Origin of the sequence: Cupriavidus necator (genome assembly GCF_040578825.1) — a bacterium.
Lineage (GTDB): Bacteria > Pseudomonadota > Gammaproteobacteria > Burkholderiales > Burkholderiaceae > Cupriavidus > Cupriavidus necator_E.
The window spans coordinates 1-23,372 of sequence record NZ_JBEFLI010000094.1 but is presented as its reverse complement, the minus strand read 5'-3'; the positions used below and the strand labels follow the sequence as shown (position 1 = coordinate 23,372).

Sequence of the window (23,372 nt, the reverse complement as noted above, 5' to 3'; positions counted from 1 at the left end):
CACCACTTGTCGTTACTGGGTAACGAAACATCCCCAAAGCGGACAGCATGCCGTGCCCTATGCCCAACGTCCATCACGGTCCTCGCGAGGCGCTTACGATATTCGCGGGTTGGCTACCGCATTACAGAGGTCCGTCCAACGAGCCTGCCGCTACCTATGGTCGCAAATCGGATGACATTCCTTGCGTAGTATCTTCGCGGGTTACTCGGATGCCCGGGCTACGCCGCCTTCAGGAAACTCTTCCAGTGGTTGTGGGGTGGGGTGCTCAGCGACATGCTGGGCTCGCTCGGCGTCATCGTCGCCGCGGGTGTCGTCATGCTCACCGGCTGGACGTTGGCCGATCCGATCATCCGCGCCGGCATCGGGATGTTCATCATTCCACGCACCTGGATATTGCTGAAGCAGGCAATCCACATCCTCATGGAGGGTACCCCGCCCGAAGTCGATATAGCGCTGCTGGAGCGAAAGTTGCTGGACATTCCCGGCGTGACGGCCGTCCACGATCTTCATGTCTGGACGATAACCTCCGGCATCGACGCCATGAGCTGCCATCTCGTCGTTGCGTATATGAGCCAGGCCCGGGCTACCATTCTCAGCGCCCGAGAAGCGATGAAAATCGGCTTCGGCCTGGAGCACGCGACGATCCAGATCGAGGATCAAAACCTGCGTGAGGCTGAGGGCGAATTAAGGCTGTAGCGGCAGCAGGTGAAGCTCGACAAGGGGTTGGATGAACGCGAAGGCGGCGGGCGCCGCTGTCGGACGTGCTTAAGCAACGGGCTGGGTTTTTCTGGAAATCCTGCCGAACGAACAACGGAGACTGAGATGGGAAAACATGGCCACCGTGACCGCGGGTATCGCGACAGTTACGGCCACAGAGACGATCGCGATCCGAGGATGGTGGGTGGGCCGTTCGATTATGATGCGCGTCCGCGCCTGCCACGAAAGGTGCCGATAGCCGTCGTTCTTGTCGGACTCGTGCTGTGGTCGCTGCTCGCCTGGGTCGCTTATGTCCTGGTCGATCCAGTCCTCGGCTGGGTTGCGTCCAATGCCGGCCTGCTGGTTGATGGCGGGAAAGGGCTCGCAACCGCGACCGGAGCCGGCAAGGAGGTCGGGAACGTCGTCGACAATCTCGACGTCAGCGGCTTTCTGGGACGGGCCATCGCCTTGCTTCGAGTCATCGTGAAGCCGGCGATTATCGTTCTCTGGGCGATCGGCGCCCTTGCTCTCATCGCCGCGCCCGTGATCCTGCCGAGGGTCGGCCGGCTGCTCGGCGGGCGCCGGCACTGATCGGCGGCTTCCGCAACCGGAAGAACGTAGGGACCCGCACGCCGCATTTATGGATTTTCTCGCCGATCTTCCTTGGGGCTTTTTTCATGGGCGGCGTCTTTGAGTGGGGCGAGATAGCGCAAGGTCACGTAGGTGACTGCGCTTAAGATTACGGCGATATCGTAAAGGCCGTAGCCCACCGCTGCCCCCAACGCACCCGTCGCCCAGAGGCTTGCCGCCGTCGCCGTGCCCACAGCCTGCGTTCCGTGCTTCAGAATCGCGCCGCCGCCGATGAAGCCCACGCCCACCATCAGTCCCTCCAGGATGCGCGCCTGGCCGGGCGAAGCTGCGCCAAGGACGCCGATCGCGACCAGCACGAACCCGCAGGCGGCCATTGCAACGAGCGGAAAGGTCCGGATGCCGGCGCTGCGTTCTTCGCGCTCCCGATTCCAGCCGATCGGGAGCGCAAGCACATACGCGACCGCGAGATTAACCACATGGGACAGTATCTCCCATAAGTTCATGTTGGACATCATACTTTGCCTTGTAAGGCCGCCTTCACGCCGAATGCAAGTTTTGTTGCGATGCGACCACCTGATCTGCGATCGGAGCTTGCCAAGTCTATGTGTGGATAGAGCGCTACACTACTTTGTCCCTGACGCTGATCGGCGTTCAGATTGTCTAATGGCTGCGCCGGCGCATCAGCGTCCCTCGCTGCCACTTGCGCGCATGTGTGAAGAAGGCTGCTCACAAAGGGGTAGTCGTCCTTTTCGTGCATGTATGGACCCGACGCCTTTTGTATCCGGCTTGCCTGGTGGGCCTTTGCCGAAGCATGCCCGCAGCCTCGATGAGATCCGCGCATCCTGTCCTTAGCAAAATCGCGGCGTGCCTTACGGGCCGCCGGCACGAAAATCAGGCTGTAGGATGCTGGTTCAACCAATTTCGTCATCGCTTTGAGAAGCTTCGCAAACCTGCGTGGGTATTTCTCCTTGCAAGCAAGGGCAGAAGTTATGCTGCGGCGGCGTGGGTCAAATAGGTCGAGTCGCTGCTTAGCAGCGCCTGGATGACGCGCGCGTTCTTATTGGCCAGCGCGACCGCCGCGCAGTTGTGCCCCCGTCGGGCAATCAACTGCTGCAGCCAGACGCTCTGCGGATCAGTTTTTGTGGTTGAGTATCGCAGGACCGCCCTGGCGCCGTGGATAAGCAGAGTCCGCAAGTATGTGTCGCCGCGCCGGCTGATGCCGTGCAGTCGAGGTTTGCCTCCCGAAGAGTACTGGCGTGGCACCAGGCCGAGCCAGGCCGCCAGATGCCGGCCGTTCCTGAATTGCTTGGCGTCGCCGACGGCGGCGACCATGGCCGTGGCGGTAATCGGACCGATGCCAGGCACTTGCGCGATCTTCTTGCACAGCACAGATTGCTTCATGAACGACTGGATCGATGCTTCGATCAAGTGGACGCGCTCTTCGATCGCTTGCAGGTGCTGCAGCAGTTCAGTCAGCAGGGTCTGACAGAATGACGTCAGTTCGTCTGCGCTCTTGCTGAGTAGCTCCGGGATGGCGCGCTTGAACGCCTCTGGTGAGCGCGAAATCGTGAGTCCACGCTCGCCGAGCAGACCACGTATCTGGTTGATCATGGCGGTACGGTGACGGATCAGGATTGCGCGCATCCGGTGCGCGGCCTGGATGTCCTGTTGCTCGACCGATTTGACCGCAACGAAGCGCATGGCAGGCCGACTGGCGGCTTCGACAATCGCCTCTGCGTCGTTGCGATCGTTCTTGTTGGTCTTAACGAAGGGCGACACATACTGCGGGCTGATCAGCCGAACCTCAATGCCAAGCGAATGGAAGCGCCGTGCCCAGTGATGGGCGGTGCTGCAGGCTTCCATGACGACCATCCCCGGCTTTAGTGTGCGCACAGCCTCCAGGAGCGAGCCACGCGAGACCTTCGCTCGATGCAAAGGCCGTCCGCGGCGGTCGGCGCCATGGAGCTGGAACACATGTTTGGCGAGATCGATCATGACATCACCACAACGTTGCCTGAACCCAGCACGCGGCGATGATCGAGGGCACAGCTGAGCGCTCTTGAGTTTGTTGCGAGCGGTCGTTTGCAATTCATTGAGGTTGTCGGGGCAGAAGTTCGCAATTGCATGACGCTTGAGCCATGCCCACAGGCACTCAACCGGGTTGAGTTCGGGACAGTCCGGCGGCAGAAAGGTCATGTGATTATGTCCCTCGAGGGAATCCAGATATTCGCGGACCATCGCGGCGCGATGGGGCCTGGCACCATCCCAGAACAGCGGCTGCTTCAGATGCGCTTTGAGCGCCTTGAGAAACTCGACCACCTGTTCTTTCTTGACGCTGCCAGTTCCACCTCGGACCGCCCAGAGAGCGCGCGCGAGGAAGGTGATGGCAAGAACGACGAGGATGTGGTGGACGTCGAGTTCAAGGAGGCGAATGCTAAGCTGTAAGCCGAAGTTGGCCTCGGTCACCTTGTTGGCAGGACTCGTTCGGTGATCAGCGATGCCAGCGATCTGCCGACTGGCGGAAAGAGGAGTGAACCGTCTGCGACCCGTGACATCACGGCCTTGGCCGCCGATCGTGGGTCAACGCATATTGCCCGTGTGGCCCAGCGAATAGCGCCCGGGTTGCGGCCAGACCGTCAGGCCATGTGGCTCCATACCGACCGGAATGGACCTGATCGAACCCGTCGTCGTGTCGATCGCGTATACGACGTCGTCAAACCGGCCGGAGAGCCACAGCGTCTTGCCGTCGGCGCTAACGTTGCCCATATCGGGGCTGCCTCCCCCCGGAATGCGCCAGGTCGCGACGACTTTGCGCGTGGCGAAGTCGATCACCGACACGCTGCCCGTGCCACGGCGTGGCCCATGAACGCGATCAGAGCCGCGATTGGCGACGTACAACCTGGTGGCGTCACGACTCGGGTACAGTCCGTGAGTACCGACGCCTGTCCTGATGAAGTCGATTCTAGTCAGGCGATCGCCGTCGACCACGTGGACGCCACCGGCCAACATGTCGGCGACATAGAATGCTTTGCCATCCGGCGCAATGCGAATGTCCTGCGGCATGCCATGCCTGGCGATTCGCAGATACCCGACGACCTTGCGGTTCACAAGATCGATCTTCGCGAGGCTGCCATCGAACTCGCAGGTAAATAGCGCATACTTACCGTCAATCGAGAAGTCGGCGTGGTTGATTCCTTTGCACCGCGGGACTGCAAGGCTGGATCTGAGTGCCATAGTGTGCGAATCGCGAAAGTCGAGTCGCGCTTGCGCCTCGGCCACGACGATCGCTTCCTTGCCGTCCGGCATGAAGTACAGGTTGTATGGATCGTTGACCCTCACCTCCTTGCCCGGCCTGCCGCTCTTCGGATCGATCGGGGTCAGGCTGCCGTCTCGCCGGCCTTCGGCATTGTTGGTTACCCACAGCGTGTGAAGATCCCACGAAGGGACGACGTGCTGGGGCCGGTAGCCGACACGAAACTTGTCGACCACCTTGAACGTCGCCGGGTCGATGACATAGACGTCATTCGAGCGCAGATTGGGCACATAAACCCGCGGCAATGCCTCAGCCACCGCCGGGCTGAGGTGGTCGGATCCTGCCTCGCTGTAGAGATTGCTCGCGCTCGCGACGGGCGGCATGCCTGCCACTGTGGCAACAGTCGGCGCGGCGAATGCAGCGCCGGCTACGCTTAAACTGGTCAACGCGCGGCCAACAGACGATCCGAGGCGCCACAGACGGCCGTAACACAAATGCATGGCGCTTCCTTCCGCAGCCTTGGCGTGCTAGCGTTTGGCGGCCCGCGCAGCGTGGCTGGACGCTTGCTGGGCCGCGTCCGATGCCGCAGCCGGCCGCGATGTTCACGTTGCTCTCGGTGATCTCGCCCGCTTGCCTGGCCGCTCGCTGCCACCACGATTTGACGGCGCCAGCGCGCGACCGCGCCCTGGTGAAGGAGCATAGCGGTAGTGAATCACTATCTTCAATCTAGGCCATGTCACAGATTGTGCAACGTATTCTCCCATGCCTCCTGCGCCGTCGCCCGCGCAGCGACTGTCCGTGACGGGTGGGCGAGGCGTTGCAAAAGGTTGATTGAAAGGGCAGTCTCTCCTTCAGTGTGGCAGTCATCGTTGACTGCTCGTGATCGATGTCCCGCATGTGCCTCATAGCGGATGGAGATGAAGCGTCGGATCAGTTTTGCGGAAGCGGGAAGCGGCCAACGTGCCGCCGGCGCCTCCAGGCTGAGATGGAGAGCGTTGTGCCAAGGGAATGCCTGATAACGCCGGCAGAGCGTACTCAAATTTGGCGCGAGTTGGACTGGAGCGAATGCTGTGTAATCCCGCTCAGTTAGTACGGAGTATCGGACGAGCCGGTAGAAGATGCGCTGTATGATTCCGTAATGCCGGCGATTTCCGGAGAGCGGTCCCAGAGCGACGAAGCCGTACTGCAGGACCGCCGGTGCAAGCAGTTCGGGGAGAAGTGCACTCTCGAAGCCGCCTCACTGTGTTCATTGCCCCGGCTCAACCACTCCGCAACGCATACAGCATGCATCGTTTGTAGGTGCTATAAAGCTGTCGCTCTGCACTGTTGGGGTGAAAGAAATCATGCATGTCAGAGCGAGAAAGTCGTGTCCCGCTCGGCAAGTTGCGCATAGCGCTCCTGAATATCCTCTAGGATGTCAATGAATGCGATGCGTGAAGACACGGGACTCCGGCATGACATGCAATCTGGTGCCGGTGTGCCGAGTGGGGTTTATTAATTAGGGCATCCGATGGAGCGTGGCGAGCCGGAGGTCACGCTAACCGAATGCCAACGAGATTCCGGTACTAGGAGATACTCATGAAGGCCTACGTGGTGATGCGGGACGATGGATTACTGGCAACGTTGGAGGATGGCCGCCAGTTTGAATGCGTGGATCCGTGCGAGTTGGCCGACATGTTGTTCGAGGCGGGCGTATGCAAGGTCGATGTCACAATGCCTGACTGGCGCGCTGGCGACATCGCTCCACACGGCGGCATCCGACTCGCCTTGTATGCAAGGCTGTCCGAACGTAGCCGATAGTGCTCGCGCACTGGACCCGTTACTGTCCCCGGACGTCCCTCAGGGTTCGTGCACGTAGTTGCCTGGCGCTTCCCCGAGGCGCTTGCCCACGGGGGGCGGAGCGATCATCTCACTGGAATGCGCAGTCAGCCAACGTTGCCAACATGGCCACCAGGACCCCGCAGAAACCGGGGTCTTGGCGAACCATGCCTCGGGACTCAGGTAAGGGGCGCCCTCACCGCGTGTGCTGAAGCGATAGTGGCGCCCCTCATGGCCTGGCTCGGAGACAATGCCGGCGTTATGTCCGCCAGAAGCGAGCAAGAAGCTGATCTCGGCGCGCGACAACAGGTGCAGTTTGTAGACCGACGGCCAGGGCGACACATGATCGCCTTCGGTACCGACCACGAACATCGGCAGCCGCAGATCGGCAAGCGCCACAGGTCGCCCCTGCACACAGTACTTGCCCTCGGCCAGGCGATTGTGGAGATACAGATCTTCCAGTGTTTCGCTGTGCAGTCGATAAGGCAGGCGGGTGGTGTCTGCGTTCCAGGCCATCAGGTCCGTCTCTTGCGCCCGCTGGCCGAGCAGATATTCACCGGCCAGCCGCGACCACATGAGATCACGCGAGTGCAGTAGCTGAAAGGCATTCGCCAGCTGGCGACCATCGAGATAGCCTTGCTCCCACATCAGTGCCTCCAGATAAGCGAGTTCGCTGGCATCGATAAACAGGCCCAGTTCGCCCGGCTCGCTGAAATCAGTCTGTGCCGCAAACAGCGTCGCCGTCTTGAGTGCAGATGTCTTGGCGCAGCCGTCGCGGCCCAGGACTTCCGCGCCAATGGCCAACAGCGTTCCACCGAGGCAATAGCCAGCGGCATGGAGCGGCGCGCTGGCGGTCATCCCGCGCACCTGTTCGATCGCCTCGAACAGCCCACGCACCAGGTAGTCGTTGAGGCCGCGGTCCCGGCTTTCCTTGCCAGGATTGCGCCAGGACAACATGAAGACGGTGTGCCCCTGTGTCACCAGATAGCGCACCAGCGAGTTGTGGGGCGACAGGTCGAGGATGTAATACTTCAGGATCCACGAGGGCACAATCAGCACCGGCTCGCGCCAGACCGTCGCTGTCTGCGGCGCGTATTGGATCAACTCAAACAAGGCGTTGCGATAAACCACGCTGCCTGCGGTCGTGGCCACGTCCTTGCCGACGCGACTGCGCGCGCATTGCCGACGTGAGGTGCTTGGGGCGTAGCCCGCCAGGATGTCTCGCTGATCCTCCAACCAGTGCCAGGCGCCCACGGCGAAATTGGCACCACCCGTCGCCGCGGCCGCGCGCAGCACTTCGGGGTTGAGCCACCAGAAGTTGCTCGGCGACAGCATGTCCGTGCACTGCCGGGCGACAAAGTTGACGATGTTTTCGTGAGGCGGAGCCACCCCCGCCACGCCGGTGGTGGCTTCATGCCAAAACGATTACAGGCCCAGGAACGTATCACGTAGCCAGCGGAACGGCCAGCGTTGCCAGTCTGCATCGCGAAAGCGCGGGTCGGCTTGCGCGTCGTGGACCGACGGCGCAGCCGTCAGCGCGTCCTGCACGTACCGTAGGCCCTGAAGTATCAGCCCATATTGCTTTCCCGGGGATACCACCAGATGCGCTGCCCAATCCAGGCCGGCCAGCCAGAGCGTTGCCGGCGAGACCCCGCCGGTGGCGGCGGCGACAGTGGCGCGCACGAGGCGGTCGAGCTGATCGCTGGTCGTGGCCGTCGAGGACGCCGGCTGCTCGTTCGCACAGTGTGTGCTCGACGGCCACGCCGGCCCGATGCTCGCCATGGCATGGCTGGTCAGTGGTGTCGTCGTGCTCTCTGTCATGGCAGTTCCCCCCGCGTTCCGCCTTGAGGCACCGGCAGCGGGCCAACAACGGATCCTACTCGCGCGCTGGAGGAGGCGCCCGCTCGAACGCAATCACCGGAAGGTCGGCTCCCGTGCACATTGCGGTACCTTGAGTGTGCACCGTGGATGACTCGTCGGCAATCCCTTCGACGACCATGCTCCAAGCGCACATCGGCCGCAGCCGCGGCATTATCCGCCACCGCGCATTCTCAGAATGCGTTCGGTGGCTGCGTTCGACCGGGCAAGGCGCCGCGGCTCGTGCATTGGCTGCGGCCGCTGCCAAAAGCGCAGAAAAAACCCGTCGGCGGGAGCTAGGATCCCGCGGCATTGCGCCGGGCCCAATGCAAACCGGCCGCCGGTGCCGCCTCAAAACTCCACATCCAGCTCCTCGATTTCCTCGGGTTCGTTGCGGGCGGCCTCCATCCACTCCTGCAGTTCGGGCATCGTCAGGATCGTGCGGCAATAGGCGGCACATGCCTCATCGAGCGGGACGTCGTAGGTCTGGAATCGGGTGACAACCGGCGCATACATGGCATCGGCCATGGTGCGGGCACCAAACAGATAGGGTCCCCCGTACCTCGCCAGGCAATCGCGCCAAATGGCCGTGATCCGGTCGATGTCGCTTTGCGCGCGCGCCCAGATCTTGAAGCCGGGACGATGGGCGCGCAGGTTCATCGGCAGGGCGGCACGCAGGGCGCTGAATCCGGAATGCAGTTCCCCGCAGATGGAACGGCAGTGCGCGCGCGCAATGCGGTCGGCAGGCAGCAGCCCCGCCTCTGGCCGCACCTCATTCAGATACTCGGCGATGGCCAGCGTGTCCCAGATGCTTGTCCCCCGGAATTTGGCATCCACTGCGTGCAGGTCGGGGGCGAGCCGGTCGCGGTGAGCGAAGTGGTGGTGGAGCGCCGCACTCCGTTCTGTTCTCTGCTGCATTTTAGGAAAGCAGCACCGTTCGACCAACCGCGGGTCCTGCTGATCGCGCCGCTGGCGGGACATTTCGCCACGTTGCTGCGCGGGACGGTCGCCACCATGCTGACCGACCATGACGTCTACCTCACCGATTGGCACAATGCGCGTGACGTGCCGGTTTCGCATGGGCCGTTCGGCTTTGACGACTTCGTCGTCCTGCTGATGGATTTTCTCGGGCAGCTCGGTCCGGACGTACACGTGGTGGCGGTCTGCCAGCCGACCGTGGCCACCCTGGCGGCGGTCGCCCGGATGGCCGAGGACGGACACCCGGCGACACCGCGCAGCATGACGTTGATGGCCGGCCCGATCGATACACGTGTACAGCCCACCCGGGTCGACGAGTTGGCGGTGACTACCCCGCTGGCGTGGTTCGAGCAGCATCTGATCGATCTGGTCCCGCTGCGCTTCGCCGGGGCGGGGCGGCGCGTCTACCCCGGCTACCTGCAGGTGGCCGCCTTCCTGTCCATGCATCCGGCGCGGCACGTTGGCTCGCTGCTAAATTGCTACCAGTACCTGGTCCAGGGCGATACGGCAAAGGCGGAGGCGATCCGTGCCTTCTACGCGGATTATTTCGCGACCATGGACGTGCCGGCAGAGTTCTATCTGGACACCGTCAGCAAGGTCTTCCAGCAGCACGCGCTACCGCGCGGGCAGCTGATGGTGCATGGCCGGCGCGGTAGCGCAGGCCATCCGGCACACGGCATTGCTGACCATCGAGGGGGAAAACGACGACATTTGCGCGGTCGGCCAGACGGCGGCGGCCCTGGGCAGCTGGCCAATCGGGTGCATGAATACAACCGGGGTGTCGGCGCGCACTGTCTCCTCCATAAGAAGCGAGTTCGGCAATGCTACCGGATTCCCTCCGTAGTGCGGGTGCCGCGCGTTGCTCGCAGCCTCTTAGCTTTCCATAAGGTTTTTGCAAAAATTGCTCATCTTGATGAACGGTTTGGGGAACTTGTAGCGCTGGCAGAGGTGGGCGGCGCGCGCAGGGCCGGGTGCGCGGTGCCAAAAAAGCCACCGTCGTGTCAAGACGGCGGCTTCGATAGTCGCCTGCCGCAACAGCATTGGCAAAAAGGACCAGTCAGCAAGTAACTGATTGGATTGGGGTTTTAGACAGGCATCACCCGGAAACCCGCATGAATGCTAGGGATGGCTACCCCGGCAAATTGCGCGAAAATCAAGGGGACCCCATCCGGGATGGGCCGCGGCGAACAGCGTAAGGGCCAGCGTCAGCTGGCACCCATACGCAAAGGGAAAACGCAAATGCATAAAGCCTCCGCAAAGCAATGACCACCCTGAAGACCATGGTTCAGGGCACGATAGCAGGCGTCGCTTCGGAGGCTAGGTTCGGAAACAGCAGTGGAGGATGGGCAGGGGGCGAGGAGGACCGCGCGGCACCGCGTCGGCGTAGGCCGCTCCCTGGCTGACGACTACCGGCACCAGCGCCGGCTCAACCAGATTGACAAGCACGGGCTGGAACGCTGGGATCTGCGGACTGCGGTGGTCGGCCGACTTGGAGCCAAGCTGGCAGTGCTCCAGGCACAAGCCATCATGGGCAGCCGCCGGCGCTTCCGCCTTTTGCGTCATGTCCGGACAGGATTCGGTCATGCCGGCCATGTCCGCCATCCCGTTCATCGAATACCGGCTGCCCGCGCAGGCGTAGGCGGCCGCTGCCAGCTGAATTGTCAGGAACGTACTCAACAGGAAGGCGGCAAGCCAAAGCCGGCGAAGGCGGGTACGCACGTGGGAGCGGTTTGCCGCAGATCAAGTGCGGGCATGGGCCAACGGCGGGAGCGCGCCGGCGAGCCACGCAAACTCGCTCGCCGGTTCCCCAGGCTCAGTTACTTGGGCTGCCCCATCATTTCGCGGCACATTTGCATCATGGCGGCATGGTCGCGCATCATCGCCGCGTGGTCGCGCGACTGCTGTGACTTCTGTTGTTGCGCTTCAGCCAGTTTGGAGTCACGAGCCTTTTCGATCACATACCAATCAGGTCCGGCGACGGCCGATAGCGAGAACGCCAGGGCGACGGCGCCCACAAGTGCGTGAAGCAGGGATTTCATGATGTTCCTCATTCGGTGTAGGCAGCGCGCGCCGCGCCTAAATCCACGAGCGAGCGGCAGGCGACACCGCAAATGGCGAAGTCAGACAGGAGCGCGCTGGTGCAATGGCATCAAGGGCGGCACCCTGTGTGGCGGGATCGCGCTACAGAGGGATCCTTGTGGGCGGGCGCTCGAGGCGGCGAGGAACGATGGAGTGATACGCGAATTCCGGATGCGCGACCAACTCGCTGGTCCATGCATCCGTGGGGGAGCCAATTGTCAACGGCGTGCCCGCGAAGACGGCACAAGCGGAAGCCGTGCAGGGAAGGCGGGACGGGCCGCTGACATGCCGGTCACCGGCACAGCTGGATTGACTGACGCAGTCATCGGGACTGCCGGCCTCGACACTGGCTTGCGCCGCCTGAACAGGCATGTGCGCCGGCATTTGAGCGATGCCGGCGATACAACAGCTGTCCAACAGCCCGGCCTGTGCCCGCAGGGGCAGAGCCAGCGCCAGGGTCAGCAGCACGACGACACGCCAAAACTGATTCATACGCTTACGCATTGGGCGCTCCGAGCCGATGCGCGGTAGCGCCGTCGCGGATCTCTCTTCAGTATAGGTTTTCATCTTGCCCGGGTCACCGGCGGTTCCGGCGTCGCCCGGCTCGCAGAACCACGCGAACGACAGGTAGACCTCATCGAGCAAGCGATTGTCACCACCGGCCAATCGCTCCAGTGCGGCTAGCAGGTGTTCGGCCACACCGTACTGCTGCTGACCGCATGCCCGCCGGAATACCGCGAACACGTCATCAAATAGCAATTGCGTCGCAGTGTTCATGGCTTGCCCCCGCTTAATCCACTGGCTGGCCGTGGCGCTGTCGCCGCCATGCCGTCCTCCTTTACACTATGGACCTTCCTATGGTGGCAAGGTCAAGCCTTGCCTGCCTCCTGCTTCCTCGCACTCCTCGTTTGCTGCCTGCCTCTCTGCGTCCACCAGTCAACGCCCCCCTCGTCTCTACAGCGCCACTCGCCTGCCTGCCTCGCTGCTTTCGCGGTCTCCTGCACGGCAAGCATGAGCCATCGAAAATTACCCGCGCGTAATGGCCGCGTAATAAGAGCCGGCGCCGTGCCGCAATTCCGCGCAAGAGAAATTCTTGGCGCGATCGCCGAAGTCGTATGCTGCCTTCCTCTACCCGCAAGGAGTTAAACATGAACACGTTGGCGCCGCGGCAACGCTCCCCTGCGCCGAGCTGCACCAGGGGAGAGATCACTTGGATGTTCGCCGAATTCATTCACGGCAAATCCGTGGATCTTGGCGTTCTGTTCCCAGCCCTGCCCAACGCTCAGGGCGTACGCGTCTATATCGAGCGCAGCAAGCTCTATACCGGCGGCTGAAGATCCCAGACTGTCAGGAGTGCCGACATGACAGATTTGTAATTTCGTCGTCAGGCCCTGGTGGGCTACACGGTTCTACACTGGAAATGCAGGCTCACCGAGCCACTATCGAAGCAAGGAGAAACATAATGCGTACGTTGAAGAAGACTGCCCTTGTGGCACTGACCCTGGCAACCCTTGGCAGCGTCGCGGGCATCGCGCAAGCCGGCGTGAATTCGCCGCGTGATCCCTTTACCGATGGAGGGCACGCGATGGGCGAGCGCGATCCGTTCACCGATGGCGCCCACGCCATGGGCACCCGTGATCCGTTCACGGACGGCAGCCACGCCGTAGGCCCGCGGGACACCTTCAGCGACGGCGCCTGACCATGGCCCCGCACCGTCTCGCCGGGACGGATGGGTCGCCCGGCTGGCGGGTACCTTGCCGCGGGCGGGTATCGGGAGACTAGCCTGATACCCGCGTGGATGTGCTCACGCGCATGCCCAGGGTCTGGCTCTGACCAAGGCCCAGCGGCTCATCATCGCGCCTCAGGCGCGATGATGGTTGTCCATCGCCGGGCCCACACGCCGTTGCCATCTGTAACGGCGTCGTGTGGCATCTCCCGGCGCTTCCCTCAAAGTGCCAATTTCAGAGCTGTCTCGCGATGGCTTCGATCGGCTTCAGTCCGCTGCCAAAGCGCGCGATGCTTTCGCGATGCTCGCGCAGGCTGGAGTAGGGGACGTATCGGATATTGAGCGCCGACACGCGGCTGAAGGCCGGCCGGCTTAACTGCGCGCGCACATCGCCTTCCCGATCATCCGGCGCGACCAGAAAGAGGTGCTTGTGGGCCGACTGGTCGGAACCCAGTGCCAGGTCGAGTAAACGTACGATGCCGGAATAGATGGAGGTGGTATGTTCGACCTCAAAGGCGGCCTCGACCTCGAGTGTCGTGGCGTTCAGCCAGACGGCATCGATGAGCGGTACAGTCTCGCCGCCCGTGACGAGCAGCGCCGGCGGCAAAGTCGCAAGACAGCCGTTGCTCAGGGGTTCCCCGTTGTACAAGCGGCTTCTGGTCGTTGGTGGCAATCCAGACCGCGAAGCCGAGCGATCTGCCGAGATCGCGCAGCCATCCCTGTACCTCCGTGTGGGTGGCGTCCTCCATCTTTCCGAGCTGAATTTGCCGGGCAAGCGCCGACGCCTGCTCCCGAACCTTGGCCAGATCCTGCTCCCATACGGCTACGTCGCCCGTCTGCGCCTGTTGCGGCGGCAGCGGATAGCGTTCCATCCCGATGTCAAAGAGCAGGCCGGCGATGGCGCCAAGATCGTTGGACAGCAGATCGCGATAGCGCTGATTCAGGGTGAGTACCCCTTCGCGCATCGCCAGATAGTGATCCCATTTGCCGAGCTTGACCCCGGATCCCGTCAGGGCGTTGTAGCCATTGACGATCGCCGTGTTGAACGGCACGACCAGCGTCGGATGAATGAAATAGAGCAGGTTGGCAGCCGCGGGCCCGAGTCCCTTGATGCCGAGGCCGCTCAGTTGACGAATCGCATTGATGACTTCCAGTTCGGTGTCGCAGCAATTGCAGGTATGCAGCAGTCTGGCGAAGGTGCGCTGGTTCTCCGCATTCTCGTAGATGTCCGGAATGCGCAACTTCGGCTTCCATAGGAAGGCGTGATCGGCACCTTTGAAAATCTGGCGCTGTTCGGCGATCGATGACACCACCGTCTCCAGGGACGATCCGCGATACGCGTTACCGAAGTTCCCAGCCTGGATTTCGTTGACGACCGCACCGATGCCGCGCCGGATGGAGCGAAAGTTCTTGAGCCGTTCGGGCCAGAGGAACCAAGTTTGATAGGTGCCGCTCGGGTCGGTCTTCCAGCGCTCAATCAGGATGCGTGTGGTGTCGGTCATGGTGTTCTATTTTTGCGGGGCAGTGTATCACCGCTGGCCCCCCTTGATATTGCGCAAAAGTTGCGATCGCGCGGGCTAGACCTTCGCACGATCGGAAGGTCTAGCGTGAAATCACTCAAGCTGATCGGAGAGCGCAGCACCTCTGTCAGCTTACCGTCATCTAGGCGTAAGGAGCTTGTCATGGAGAACGGCCACCGCCAATCGTCGTCCGGCGTGAACGCTGGTCGATTGTCGCGATTTCCCTTGCTTCTGCTCTCGTCGGCCATCGCCATGGCGGCGATTGCGCTCGCCATGCGCCATTGGAACCTGGTTGCTGCCTGGCTGCCGTTTGCGCTAGTGTTGTTGTGCCCGTTAATGCATCTGTTCCATGGCGGCCACGGGCGCAACGCCTCGTCGGGGAATGCCAACGACGCCGTGGATGGACAGCGCAACGACTAACAGGGAGTCATCATTCCATGAATGAAACCAGCAGCCAACGCCAGCCACAGGAGGAAGGCCGCCAGGACGAGGGGGTGAGTCCTGCCAGCGCTCCCGCCGCGGTGGGCCACGCCCATGGTACGCTCGCTGATCACCATCGCCATCATGGCCACGGCGCATCGCACGGCGAAGCGGTTGTCGGCGCCGGTGCCTTGAAGGATCCGGTCTGCGGCATGGCGGTATCGGCAGGCTCGGCCTTCCAAACCGAACACGCTGGCCTACCGTATTATTTTTGCAGCGCATCGTGCCAGAAGAAGTTCGAGGCGGATCCGGCCAAGTACACGGGCCCACCGCAAGCGCCTGCGGCCGAGTTGGCGCCGCCGGGAACCATCTATACGTGCCCGATGCACCCCGAGATCCGGCAGGATCATCCCGGCAACTGTCCCAAATGCGGGATGGCCCTGGAGCCGCTGTTACCGGACCTGGACGAGACCGAGAATCCGGAGCTGGTGGATTTTCGGCACCGCTTTTGGTGGACGTTGCCGCTGACGGTAGTCACGGTGGTGCTGGCCATGTTCGGGCATCAACTTGGTTGGATGCAAGCGTCCACCCAGAGCTGGGTCGAGCTGGTCTTGTCGACGCCGGTGGTGCTGTGGGCGGGTTGGCCCATTTTTCAGCGGTGTATCCAGTCGTTTCTTCATCGCAGCCCCAATATGTGGACGCTGATCGGCCTTGGGACTGGCGCGGCCTATGTGTACAGTGCGGTCGCTACCATTGCTCCGGACATATTCCCGCAGGCCTTTGCCGCCAACGGCCGCATCGGCGTGTATTTTGAGGCGGCTGCGGTCATCATTTCGCTAACCCTGCTTGGCCAACTGCTCGAACTCAAGGCGCGCTCGCAAACCTCCGCGGCCATCAAGTCGTTGCTCGGGCTCGCCCCCAAGACCGCGCGCCGCATCGGGCCCGATGGCACCGAGGAGGATGTGCCGCTCACCCATGTGCATGTGGGCGATCTGTTGCGGGTCCGGCCAGGGGAAAAGGTGCCGGTGGACGGCATCGTGACCGAGGGCAGCAGTTCGGTCGACGAGTCGATGATCACCGGTGAGCCGATGCCAGTCACCAAGCGCGAGGGCGACCATGTGATTGGCGCAACGATGAACACGTGGGGCAGCCTGATCATTCGTTCGGAGAAGGTCGGTTCGCAGACGGTGCTGTCGCAGATCGTGCAGATGGTGGCACAGGCGCAACGATCGAAGGCCCCGATGCAGCGTATGGCGGACAAGGTCGCCGGGGTCTTCGTGCTGGGCGTCATCGGCACTGCCGTGGTGACGTTCTTTGCCTGGGGGATGTTCGGTCCGCAGCCGAGCTGGGTGTTCGGCCTGATCAATGCCGTTGCGGTGCTGATCATTGCCTGCCCCTGTGCCTTGGGGCTGGCCACGCCGATGTCGATCATGGTTGCCAGCGGCAAGGGCGCCACCAATGGGGTGCTGTTTCGCGACGCCGCCGCCATCGAGAACCTGCGCAAGGTCAACACGCTCATCGTCGACAAGACCGGTACGCTGACCGAGGGCCGGCCGGCCTTCGAGCGTGCCATCGGCGCAAACGGCTATGCCGACGAAGAGGTGCTGCGCCTGGCGGCGAGCCTGGACCAGGGTAGCGAACATCCGCTGGCGGCGGCGCTGGTGGAGGCGGCCCGCGCCCGCGGCCTGTCACTGGAGAAGACACAGGACTTTGAATCGAGCACCGGCGTCGGCGTCCGCGGTAAGGTGGGCGGCAAAACGCTCGCCATCGGCAATACGGCCCTCATGGAGGCCGATGGCATCGCAACCGAGCCGCTGCGCGCGCAAGCCGACACGCTGCGCGCGCAAGGCGCGAGCGTCATGTATCTTGCCATCGACGGTCAGCTGGCGGGCCTGCTGGCCGTATCGGATCCCGTCAAGGGCTCTACGCCGGAAGCGCTAGCCAGTCTCAAGGCCGAAGGCATCCGTGTGGTCATGGCCACCGGCGACGGTGTAGCCACGGCGAAGGCGGTCGCGGCAAGGCTGGACATTGCGGAGTTCCACGGTGAAGTGAAGCCCGCGGACAAGCTCAATCTGGTCAGCCAGCTGCAGCAAGGCGGTGCCGTGGTCGCCATGGCGGGCGACGGCATCAACGATGCTCCGGCGCTCGCCAAGGCTGACGTGGGTATTGCGATGGGCACCGGGCACCGATGTCGCCATGAACAGTGCGCAGATAACACTGGTCAAGGGCGACCTGCGCGGCATTGCGCGTGCGCGCGGCCTGTCTGAGGCAACCATCCGCAACATGAAGCAGAACCTTGGCTTCGCGTTTATCTATAACGCGCTTGGCGTACCGCTGGCCGCGGGCGTGCTGTACCCGTTCACCGGGTTGCTGCTTTCGCCTATGATTGCCGCGTTGGCGATGAGCCTGAGTTCGGCCTCTGTGATTTCGAACGCGCTGCGACTGCGGCAGGCGGATATCTGAGGTGATAGGAGACCGCCTCCGGCACCGCAGTCACCTCAGCTCTTCAGTCAACATCATTGCATTTTTTGGAGGATCAATGAAACATCTCTTGACCACTGTCGTACTCATCGCGCTCGCCGCCGGCGCGCACGCGGCTTCGCCGACGCTGACCGTGTACAAGGACCCGAACTGTGGTTGCTGCGAAGAATGGGTCAGACACGTGAACCAAGCCGGCATCCGCACCAAAGTGATCAATTCGTCCGATGTCGCGGCGATGAAGACGAAGCTCGGTGTGCCGGCCCAGCTTGGCTCCTGTCATACCGCGGTGATGGATGGCAGTGGTCAGGTGGTGGAGGGCCACGTGCCTGCTGCAGCAATCCGAAAGCTCGCGGCCAATCCGAGCTTGAAGGGTGCGGCGGTGCCCGGCATGCCGGCCAACTCGCCTGGCATGGGACGGATGGACGGCAACCTGGTGACCGTTGATTTCAGCGGCAAGCCGTTTTCGAAAGACTAGGGCCGGGACGGGCAGCGCCCCGGGGTGCTGCCCGACAAGGGATATGGAAGAGTCGAACAAGTCGCGCTGGGTCGTCACGGGCCTGCTGGCGCTGGGCGCGGCGGCGGCCACGGCGATCGCGCTGCAGACCAAACGCTATCTGGAGGCGCCGGTTGCCAGCAAAAAGCCGGCTGAAGCACGTCAACTGCGCATCGACGCCACGGATCCCACGCGCCTTTCCCGGGGCAAGCAGCTGTACGCCCAAGCCTGCGCGTCATGCCATGGCGCGAAACTGGACGGGCAGCCAAACTGGCGCCAGCGTTTGCCCAACGGCCGTATGCCGGCGCCACCGCACGACGCGTCCGGGCATACCTGGCATCATGCCGACGCGGTACTGTTCGCCATCACCAAGAACGGGCTCGTCGCTGGCGTGACCGCGCCCAAAGGCTATGTGAGCGACATGCCGGCATTTGGCCAGTCGATGTCCGATGACGACATTATCGCCGTGCTCGCCTACATTAAGAGTACTTGGCCGGAAAGAATGGTCGCGGCTCAGCGTGAAGCGACCGACCAGCATGCGAGCGCGAAGTAGGCCACGGAGACCTCAGGTTCGTTGCCTGCGCACGCCCTGGGCCGCCGTCTCTGCTGGTGCACGACGCGGCGATCGCGTGTGCCGGCGCCTGGGTACCGATAACTCTAGCTTTGCCAGTGATTGGCTTGCTTCCATTCACGCTCGCTCATGGCGCACCTTCGGGTCTAATTCCGTCCTGGGCGGATCGAGCGCGACAACCGTTGCGCTGTTTCTGACCTGCCAGGCTCCAACGCCGATTCGCGGTATGGGTGCCACGATAGCGAACGCCGTGCAGGGCTGGTCCGGGTGGTCAGGCTGGTGGAAGAGAAGTCTCATGGCTACAGAAGAAGTAGGGCATTGCCATATGGTAGACCCGTGCCCAGTGGTTTACCTTGACGATCCTGCGCTCCGTGAAGGTCCAGCCAACTGCTTTGCTACCGCAACGGCTTCTCGGGCCTGCCGAGGGTCGAGAACGCGAGCGCAATGAGAAAAGCCTGCTTGTTACGATGATTCTTCGCCTGACCCCCGCCGACGCGTACTGTCAGCGAGAATTGGAGAGTGAGCCGCCGGATACGATGTGCTTGGACGCTTATGTCAACCGACCGCCAGCGACTTGGCGGCACGTTATGCAAAGGCGAGGCTTCTCATTGAGGGCGCGGTTGCGGCACGGATCTTATTGACCACGATTGGCCCCAGCACCGAATCCAGGCTAATCAGCCCATACCAACGCGATCATTGCCCAAACAATACATTCTCGACGCGAAGCAACTGCCCCGCGCCAATCAGCCGCTTGCGGCAGCAGATAGCTGCTGCCATCATCGCTGCCAGACGTGCGATACGTTCGTGTCTCTGGCTTGAATCTGCCTTTGGGGGGAGGGATCACGCGTTCAGAGGGACGGACGAAGTGAGAGCACCTTGCAGCAGCCGACGCGTGTCCCCCAAGCGAAAATCGGCCCCTGCCCGGTGTCCCGCACCGCGCTAGCGCCGACAATGGCTGCAGTCACTCCTTACTTGACGACAACCTTTCCGACCATGCCGGCTTCGAAATGTCCCGGTACCAGGCAGACAAAATCAACGGTCCCTGGGCCATCGAACTGCCAGACGAGCGTGCCCCGCTTGCCGGGCGCCAGCGTAATCTGGTTTGGCCCTGCGTGCTTTGAGGTGGGCATGCTGCGCATCATCTGCGCGTGCTCCTTCAGCTCACTGGTAGTCCCGATGACCATTTCGTGCTCCACCTTGCCGACATTGCGCACGACGAAACGCACGGTTTCGCCCGGCTTGACGGTGATCGAATCCGGCGTGAAGCGCATCGTGTCGCTCATGGCCACGTCAATCGTGCGCGATACCTTGGCCGGCTTGCCAGGCTGACCTGCAGCGGATTTTGTGGCGGTGCCGTGGCTCGCATGGCCGTCCATGCTGCCCGCTGCGAAGGCCAGCATTGGCAACATGCCCAAAACCAGCAGCAGGGGCTTGATCGTCTTCATTGCATCTCCTTGGCGGAAGAAAAGTCGAGCGCAGCCCTGCTGCGCGGCCGGTGGGAAAAAGTCACTACATGCCCGAAGGCGACAGGATGCCGAGCGAGGCGACCAGCGCCAGGATAAGTGTCGCAGCACTGGTTTCGAACATCAGGCTGCGGCGCAAGGTACGAACGGCTACCCCATGATCGCCGGCACGTACCGCGCGCTCCAACTGCGGACTGAAGTGAAAGCGGTTGGCGGCGGCCAGGGCAAGCATCGTACCGAATAGCGCTAGCTTGGACACTAGCAGCCCGCCGTAAGAAGTCAGTGCCAGCTCGGGCAATACCGGCCCGACGATCAGCCAGTAGTTCACCACGCCGGTGACGGTCAGGGTTGCGACGACAATGGTGCCCACCTGCGCGAAGCCGTTCGATGTGCGGCTCAACAACGCGACCTTGCCGGGCGTGGCAGACGGGTGAGACAGCAGGACGAAGGCGAGGAGAGTGCCGACCCATGCACCCGCGGCCATCAAATGGGCGATATCCGAGGCGAGGTGAATGTAGCGCCGCACGCCATCGTCCATGGCGCCATGGCCACCCCAGGCAAGCGTAGACAATGCTACGCCGCCCGCGGCAGCCAGGACGCCGAACTGGAGAGCGGGCCGCCGGCGGACAAACAAGGCGACTCCCACGCAGAGGAGCAGGGCAACCAGCCGCACGGCCCAGGCCGCGCCAAAATCGGTGCCCGTCACAATCATTTCGAAGACGTGGCCTTGCAGTTCGCCGTACGACGATGCCCCGGTCATGCCCTTGGCCATGATGGCCATATTGGCGAGCGACAGGACAATACCCAGTGCCGCTACAGCGATGCAGATCGCCGCAAAGCGCGCGCCAAGCCGCGACGACAGCTCGTCACGGCGTAGAGCGTACAAGCCGAACAACGGCAGTCCGAACAGCGTGGTCAGGTCGAAATAGAGTGCGAAGCGCACCGCAACAGTTGCCCAGTCCATCTGCGGATCACTTGACGTTGAACGCGATATTGCCGTTGATCGGGTGCGTGTCGGACGACACGGCACGCCAATCCACGCGGTAGCTGCCCGGCGTCAGCGTCTGGGCCGGGGTGATGACCATGGTCTTGGGATCGTCGCTGCCGGAGACCTTGGCGGCAACCTTCATCGGCGCGTGGTTGGCCATCCCGGGCATGCCAGTCATCACGAGGCTGGCCCCAGAGAATTTGGTCGCCAGGTTTTCCGAGAACTTCAGCTCGATCTTCTGCGGTGCCGACACCTCGGCCTTATTGTCGGGCGTGGACGACACCAGCTTCGGATGGGCGAAGGCTGCGGTACTGGCCAGCACGGCAGCGACAGCCAGCGTGGCACGAATCGTGAAGCGGGGCGCTTGCATGGTGAACTCCAAATAAGAAGGTGGATCGAAATAGGTGGTTAGAACCACATGCGAACACCCGCTACGAAGCGAGTTTCGCCACTACGGCCGCCTGAGGCGCGAACCATGTCGGCGGTATTGCCAAAGGTTTGGAACCGTTCAATACCGATGTACGGGGCGAACTGGCGGCTGAACTCATAGCGCAGACGCAGTCCCACCGCGCCGTTGGAAAGACCGCTGCCCACGCCGACCTCCGGGTCGTTCTTGCCATAAAGATTGGCCTCGATTCTTGGCTGCAGAATCAGGCGCTGGGTAATCAGCAATTCATACTCGGCCGAAAGGCGCAGCGCCGTGCGTCCTTCCGTCCCGATGTAGCCGGTGGCGTCGACCTCGAACCAGTAGGGCGCCAGGCCCTGCACGCCGAAGGCCAGCCAGTTGCGGGTCGGCCGGTCGTAGCCGGCATCGTTGCGGATACCCAGCTGCGTGTCCCAATACGTGGCGATCGCATGGCCCCACAGCAGCTCGGTACGGGCCTCGGGGATCCTGCGCTTCTCGGATTCCCCCTCGGCCTTGATCACGAGCTTGTTAAAGCTGCTGCCGATCCACGCTTGCGCCTCGTAGGCGGCGGCATTGCTTTCGTTACCTTTGACCCACTCCAGCCGGTCAACCAGCACCGAGGCGAACAGGTGCTCGTCGGCCATGTGCAGCGACCGGGCCGTTCCGACGGCGTACTGGCCCACACCGAGCTGGTAGCCGCCCGAGTAGCCATGCGGATCGCGCGCATCGGCGGGAGCGCTTCCGCCTTGCATCTGCATGTCGCCATGGTCCATCCCCTGCATCTTGCTGTGGTCCATGCCTTGCATTGACTCCATGCCCTGCATCTGGCTATGGTCCATGCCCTGCATCGGCTCCATGCCTTGCATTTGGCTGTGGTCCATGCCTTTCGAGTCCATACCCTGCATCTGGCCATGGTCCATGGCTTGCGTGCCGCCTGGCTTGCCTGACGACTTTGCTTTTGGCGTAGGTTTCGCCTTTTCAACAGCTGTGGACGACGATTCTGCCTGACCATCGGGAGTGTGGACGTGTTGCGCCCAAGCGGCGCTCATGCCCGCGGACGCAAGCAACGCGGCCAGTACTGTTCTTGTTGGTTTATGCATGTGCGTATTCGATTAAGAGGTCAGGCCACCACCACTTCGCGGAACATCCCCGCATCCATGTGCAACAACAGGTGGCAGTGCCACGCCCACCGACCCAATGCGTCGGCAGTGACCAGGAAGCTGATACGCTGCGCCGGCTGTACGGCAATGGTGTGCCGACGCGCCTGGAACGAGCCGTCTGGCGCCTCGAGTTCGCTCCACATGCCGTGCATGTGCATCGGGTGCGTCATCATCGTATCGTTGTGGAGAATGACGCGCAGTCGCTCGCCGTACTTGAAGTAGACCGGGGTCGATTTCCCGAACTCCACCCCATCAATGGACCAGGAGTACCGCTCCATGTTTCCGGTCAAGTGCAGCTCCACTTCGCGCCCCGGACCGCGCTTGTCCAAGGGACCCCCAATGGTGTGCTGGTCGGCCAGCGTCAGCACGCGGCGCCCGGTGTTGCGCAAACCGATGCCGGGGTCATCAAGGTTGGTGCGCGCCATGTCGACGCGCATATCCGTGGTGGCGCCGTATTCAGTTTTCGCGTGGCGCGCCTTGGTACTGGGGACCTTCAGCGATGCCGCAGCGTCCATGCTATCTATGCCGCCCATGGCGTGCTGGCTATGATCCATGGTCATGGTCCCATGACTCATGCCGCCCATGGAGCCATGATCCATGCCTTGCATCCCGGTGTGGTTCATGCCCTGCATGGCCACGCCACCGTGATCCATTCCGCCCATGCCACCGTGATCCAGGCCGCCCATGCTGCCCATCATGTCCGCCATCGTGAGCCACTCTGCCTTGTCGAGCGCCGGGACCGGCGCAGTCAGACCCGCTCGCGTCGCCAGGGTGCCGCGGGCATAGCCCGTGCGTTCCATCGACTGGGAGAAAATGGTATAGGCTTCGTCGCGCGGCTCGACCACCACATCACAGGTCTCGCCGGGCCCGAA

The 23,372-nt window shown here is 62.6% G+C and carries 20 protein-coding genes and 6 pseudogenes; 10 read left to right on the top strand and 16 right to left on the bottom strand.

All coding sequences use genetic code 11. From position 1 onward, the window contains the following. The first annotated feature begins 261 nt into the window (after nucleotides 1-261). Both AB1I47_RS30240 and AB1I47_RS30235 read left to right on the top strand, forming a co-directional pair. A complete protein-coding gene (locus AB1I47_RS30240) occupies nucleotides 262-696 on the top strand; it encodes a cation diffusion facilitator family transporter (RefSeq protein ID WP_475572032.1) in 435 nt (144 codons plus the stop codon). Between the two features lie 9 nt (nucleotides 697-705). After that, complete coding sequence (locus AB1I47_RS30235; RefSeq protein WP_354687351.1) at nucleotides 706-1,287, top strand: hypothetical protein; 582 nt, start codon at nucleotides 706-708, stop codon at nucleotides 1,285-1,287. A gap of 47 nt (nucleotides 1,288-1,334) precedes the next feature. On the opposite strand, the gene AB1I47_RS30230 is transcribed toward AB1I47_RS30235, so the two are convergent. From AB1I47_RS30230 to AB1I47_RS30215, 4 genes and pseudogenes are all read right to left on the bottom strand, one after another. Continuing rightward, nucleotides 1,335-1,799: an MgtC/SapB family protein gene (locus AB1I47_RS30230; RefSeq protein WP_354687350.1), complete on the bottom strand. Its 465-nt coding sequence runs from the start codon at nucleotides 1,797-1,799 to the stop codon at nucleotides 1,335-1,337. Between the two features lie 475 nt (nucleotides 1,800-2,274). Further along, complete coding sequence (locus tag AB1I47_RS30225; protein WP_354687353.1) at nucleotides 2,275-3,282, bottom strand: IS110 family RNA-guided transposase; 1,008 nt, start codon at nucleotides 3,280-3,282, stop codon at nucleotides 2,275-2,277. A gap of 117 nt (nucleotides 3,283-3,399) precedes the next feature. Further along, a pseudogene (locus AB1I47_RS30220) lies at nucleotides 3,400-3,753 on the bottom strand (transposase); the annotation flags it as partial. A 114-nt stretch (nucleotides 3,754-3,867) separates the two neighbouring features. Beyond that, the gene (locus AB1I47_RS30215; protein ID WP_354687349.1) at nucleotides 3,868-5,040 is read right to left on the bottom strand and encodes a YncE family protein; all 1,173 of its coding nucleotides are present in this window, start codon (nucleotides 5,038-5,040) and stop codon (nucleotides 3,868-3,870) included. A gap of 1,078 nt (nucleotides 5,041-6,118) precedes the next feature. Here AB1I47_RS30215 and AB1I47_RS30210 point away from each other — a divergent pair. Next, nucleotides 6,119-6,340 (top strand): hypothetical protein, encoded by a 222-nt coding sequence (locus tag AB1I47_RS30210; RefSeq protein WP_354687348.1) that lies wholly within the window; start codon nucleotides 6,119-6,121, stop codon nucleotides 6,338-6,340. A gap of 39 nt (nucleotides 6,341-6,379) precedes the next feature. On the opposite strand, the pseudogene AB1I47_RS30205 reads toward AB1I47_RS30210, so the two are convergent. From AB1I47_RS30205 to AB1I47_RS30195, 3 genes and pseudogenes are all read right to left on the bottom strand, one after another. Continuing rightward, nucleotides 6,380-7,765: pseudogene (locus AB1I47_RS30205) on the bottom strand (PHA/PHB synthase family protein); the annotation flags it as partial. Between the two features lie 18 nt (nucleotides 7,766-7,783). Continuing rightward, nucleotides 7,784-8,179, bottom strand: coding sequence for a poly-beta-hydroxybutyrate polymerase N-terminal domain-containing protein (locus tag AB1I47_RS30200; protein WP_354687347.1), 396 nt, complete (start codon nucleotides 8,177-8,179; stop codon nucleotides 7,784-7,786). Between the two features lie 387 nt (nucleotides 8,180-8,566). After that, nucleotides 8,567-9,028, bottom strand: a pseudogene (locus AB1I47_RS30195) (glutathione S-transferase C-terminal domain-containing protein); the annotation flags it as partial. Between the two features lie 6 nt (nucleotides 9,029-9,034). On the opposite strand from AB1I47_RS30195, the pseudogene phaZ reads away from it, so the two are divergent. Beyond that, nucleotides 9,035-9,932: pseudogene (gene phaZ / locus AB1I47_RS30190) on the top strand (polyhydroxyalkanoate depolymerase); the annotation flags it as partial. A 578-nt stretch (nucleotides 9,933-10,510) separates the two neighbouring features. Here phaZ and AB1I47_RS30185 read toward each other — a convergent pair. The 3 genes from AB1I47_RS30185 to AB1I47_RS30175 form a co-directional block, all read right to left on the bottom strand. Further along, the gene (locus AB1I47_RS30185) at nucleotides 10,511-10,912 is read right to left on the bottom strand and encodes a copper resistance protein (protein WP_354687346.1); all 402 of its coding nucleotides are present in this window, start codon (nucleotides 10,910-10,912) and stop codon (nucleotides 10,511-10,513) included. 98 nt (nucleotides 10,913-11,010) lie between these two features. Beyond that, nucleotides 11,011-11,232: a hypothetical protein gene (locus tag AB1I47_RS30180; protein WP_354687345.1), complete on the bottom strand. Its 222-nt coding sequence runs from the start codon at nucleotides 11,230-11,232 to the stop codon at nucleotides 11,011-11,013. 142 nt (nucleotides 11,233-11,374) lie between these two features. After that, complete coding sequence (locus AB1I47_RS30175; RefSeq protein WP_354687344.1) at nucleotides 11,375-12,049, bottom strand: hypothetical protein; 675 nt, start codon at nucleotides 12,047-12,049, stop codon at nucleotides 11,375-11,377. A gap of 371 nt (nucleotides 12,050-12,420) precedes the next feature. On the opposite strand from AB1I47_RS30175, the gene AB1I47_RS30170 reads away from it, so the two are divergent. After that, a complete protein-coding gene (locus tag AB1I47_RS30170) occupies nucleotides 12,421-12,606 on the top strand; it encodes a CzcE family metal-binding protein (RefSeq protein WP_354687343.1) in 186 nt (61 codons plus the stop codon). 128 nt (nucleotides 12,607-12,734) lie between these two features. After that, the gene (locus tag AB1I47_RS30165; RefSeq protein WP_354687342.1) at nucleotides 12,735-12,971 is read left to right on the top strand and encodes a hypothetical protein; all 237 of its coding nucleotides are present in this window, start codon (nucleotides 12,735-12,737) and stop codon (nucleotides 12,969-12,971) included. Nucleotides 12,972-13,233: 262 nt separating this feature from the next. Here AB1I47_RS30165 and AB1I47_RS30160 read toward each other — a convergent pair. Then, a pseudogene (locus AB1I47_RS30160) lies at nucleotides 13,234-14,500 on the bottom strand (type II restriction endonuclease). A gap of 180 nt (nucleotides 14,501-14,680) precedes the next feature. Between AB1I47_RS30160 and AB1I47_RS30155 the strand changes: the two are divergent. The 4 genes and pseudogenes from AB1I47_RS30155 (at nucleotide 14,681) to AB1I47_RS30140 (ending at nucleotide 18,465) form a co-directional block, all read left to right on the top strand. Beyond that, nucleotides 14,681-14,938, top strand: a complete 258-nt coding sequence (locus AB1I47_RS30155) for a DUF2933 domain-containing protein (protein ID WP_354687341.1) — start codon at nucleotides 14,681-14,683, stop codon at nucleotides 14,936-14,938. Nucleotides 14,939-15,150: 212 nt separating this feature from the next. Beyond that, nucleotides 15,151-17,401 (top strand): annotated as a pseudogene (locus AB1I47_RS30150) (heavy metal translocating P-type ATPase). Between the two features lie 76 nt (nucleotides 17,402-17,477). Further along, entirely contained in the window at nucleotides 17,478-17,894 is a 417-nt protein-coding gene (locus AB1I47_RS30145; RefSeq protein ID WP_354687340.1) for a DUF411 domain-containing protein, read from the top strand. A gap of 43 nt (nucleotides 17,895-17,937) precedes the next feature. Continuing rightward, entirely contained in the window at nucleotides 17,938-18,465 is a 528-nt protein-coding gene (locus tag AB1I47_RS30140) for a c-type cytochrome (protein ID WP_354687339.1), read from the top strand. A 986-nt stretch (nucleotides 18,466-19,451) separates the two neighbouring features. Here the strand turns inward: AB1I47_RS30140 and AB1I47_RS30135 are convergent. From AB1I47_RS30135 to AB1I47_RS30115, 5 genes are all read right to left on the bottom strand, one after another. Beyond that, nucleotides 19,452-19,928, bottom strand: a complete 477-nt coding sequence (locus tag AB1I47_RS30135; protein ID WP_354687338.1) for a cupredoxin domain-containing protein — start codon at nucleotides 19,926-19,928, stop codon at nucleotides 19,452-19,454. A 64-nt stretch (nucleotides 19,929-19,992) separates the two neighbouring features. After that, nucleotides 19,993-20,910 carry a copper homeostasis membrane protein CopD gene (copD, locus tag AB1I47_RS30130; protein WP_354687337.1) on the bottom strand — a complete coding sequence of 306 codons (918 nt, stop codon included), beginning with the start codon at nucleotides 20,908-20,910 and terminating at the stop codon, nucleotides 19,993-19,995. 7 nt (nucleotides 20,911-20,917) lie between these two features. Further along, nucleotides 20,918-21,304 (bottom strand): copper homeostasis periplasmic binding protein CopC, encoded by a 387-nt coding sequence (gene copC / locus AB1I47_RS30125; protein ID WP_354687336.1) that lies wholly within the window; start codon nucleotides 21,302-21,304, stop codon nucleotides 20,918-20,920. A gap of 38 nt (nucleotides 21,305-21,342) precedes the next feature. Further along, on the bottom strand, nucleotides 21,343-22,440 hold the full coding sequence (locus AB1I47_RS30120; protein ID WP_354687335.1) for a copper resistance protein B: 1,098 nt from the start codon (nucleotides 22,438-22,440) through the stop codon (nucleotides 21,343-21,345). A gap of 20 nt (nucleotides 22,441-22,460) precedes the next feature. Next, a partial coding sequence (locus AB1I47_RS30115; protein ID WP_354687334.1) for a multicopper oxidase domain-containing protein occupies nucleotides 22,461-23,372 on the bottom strand: 912 nt, incomplete at its 5' end.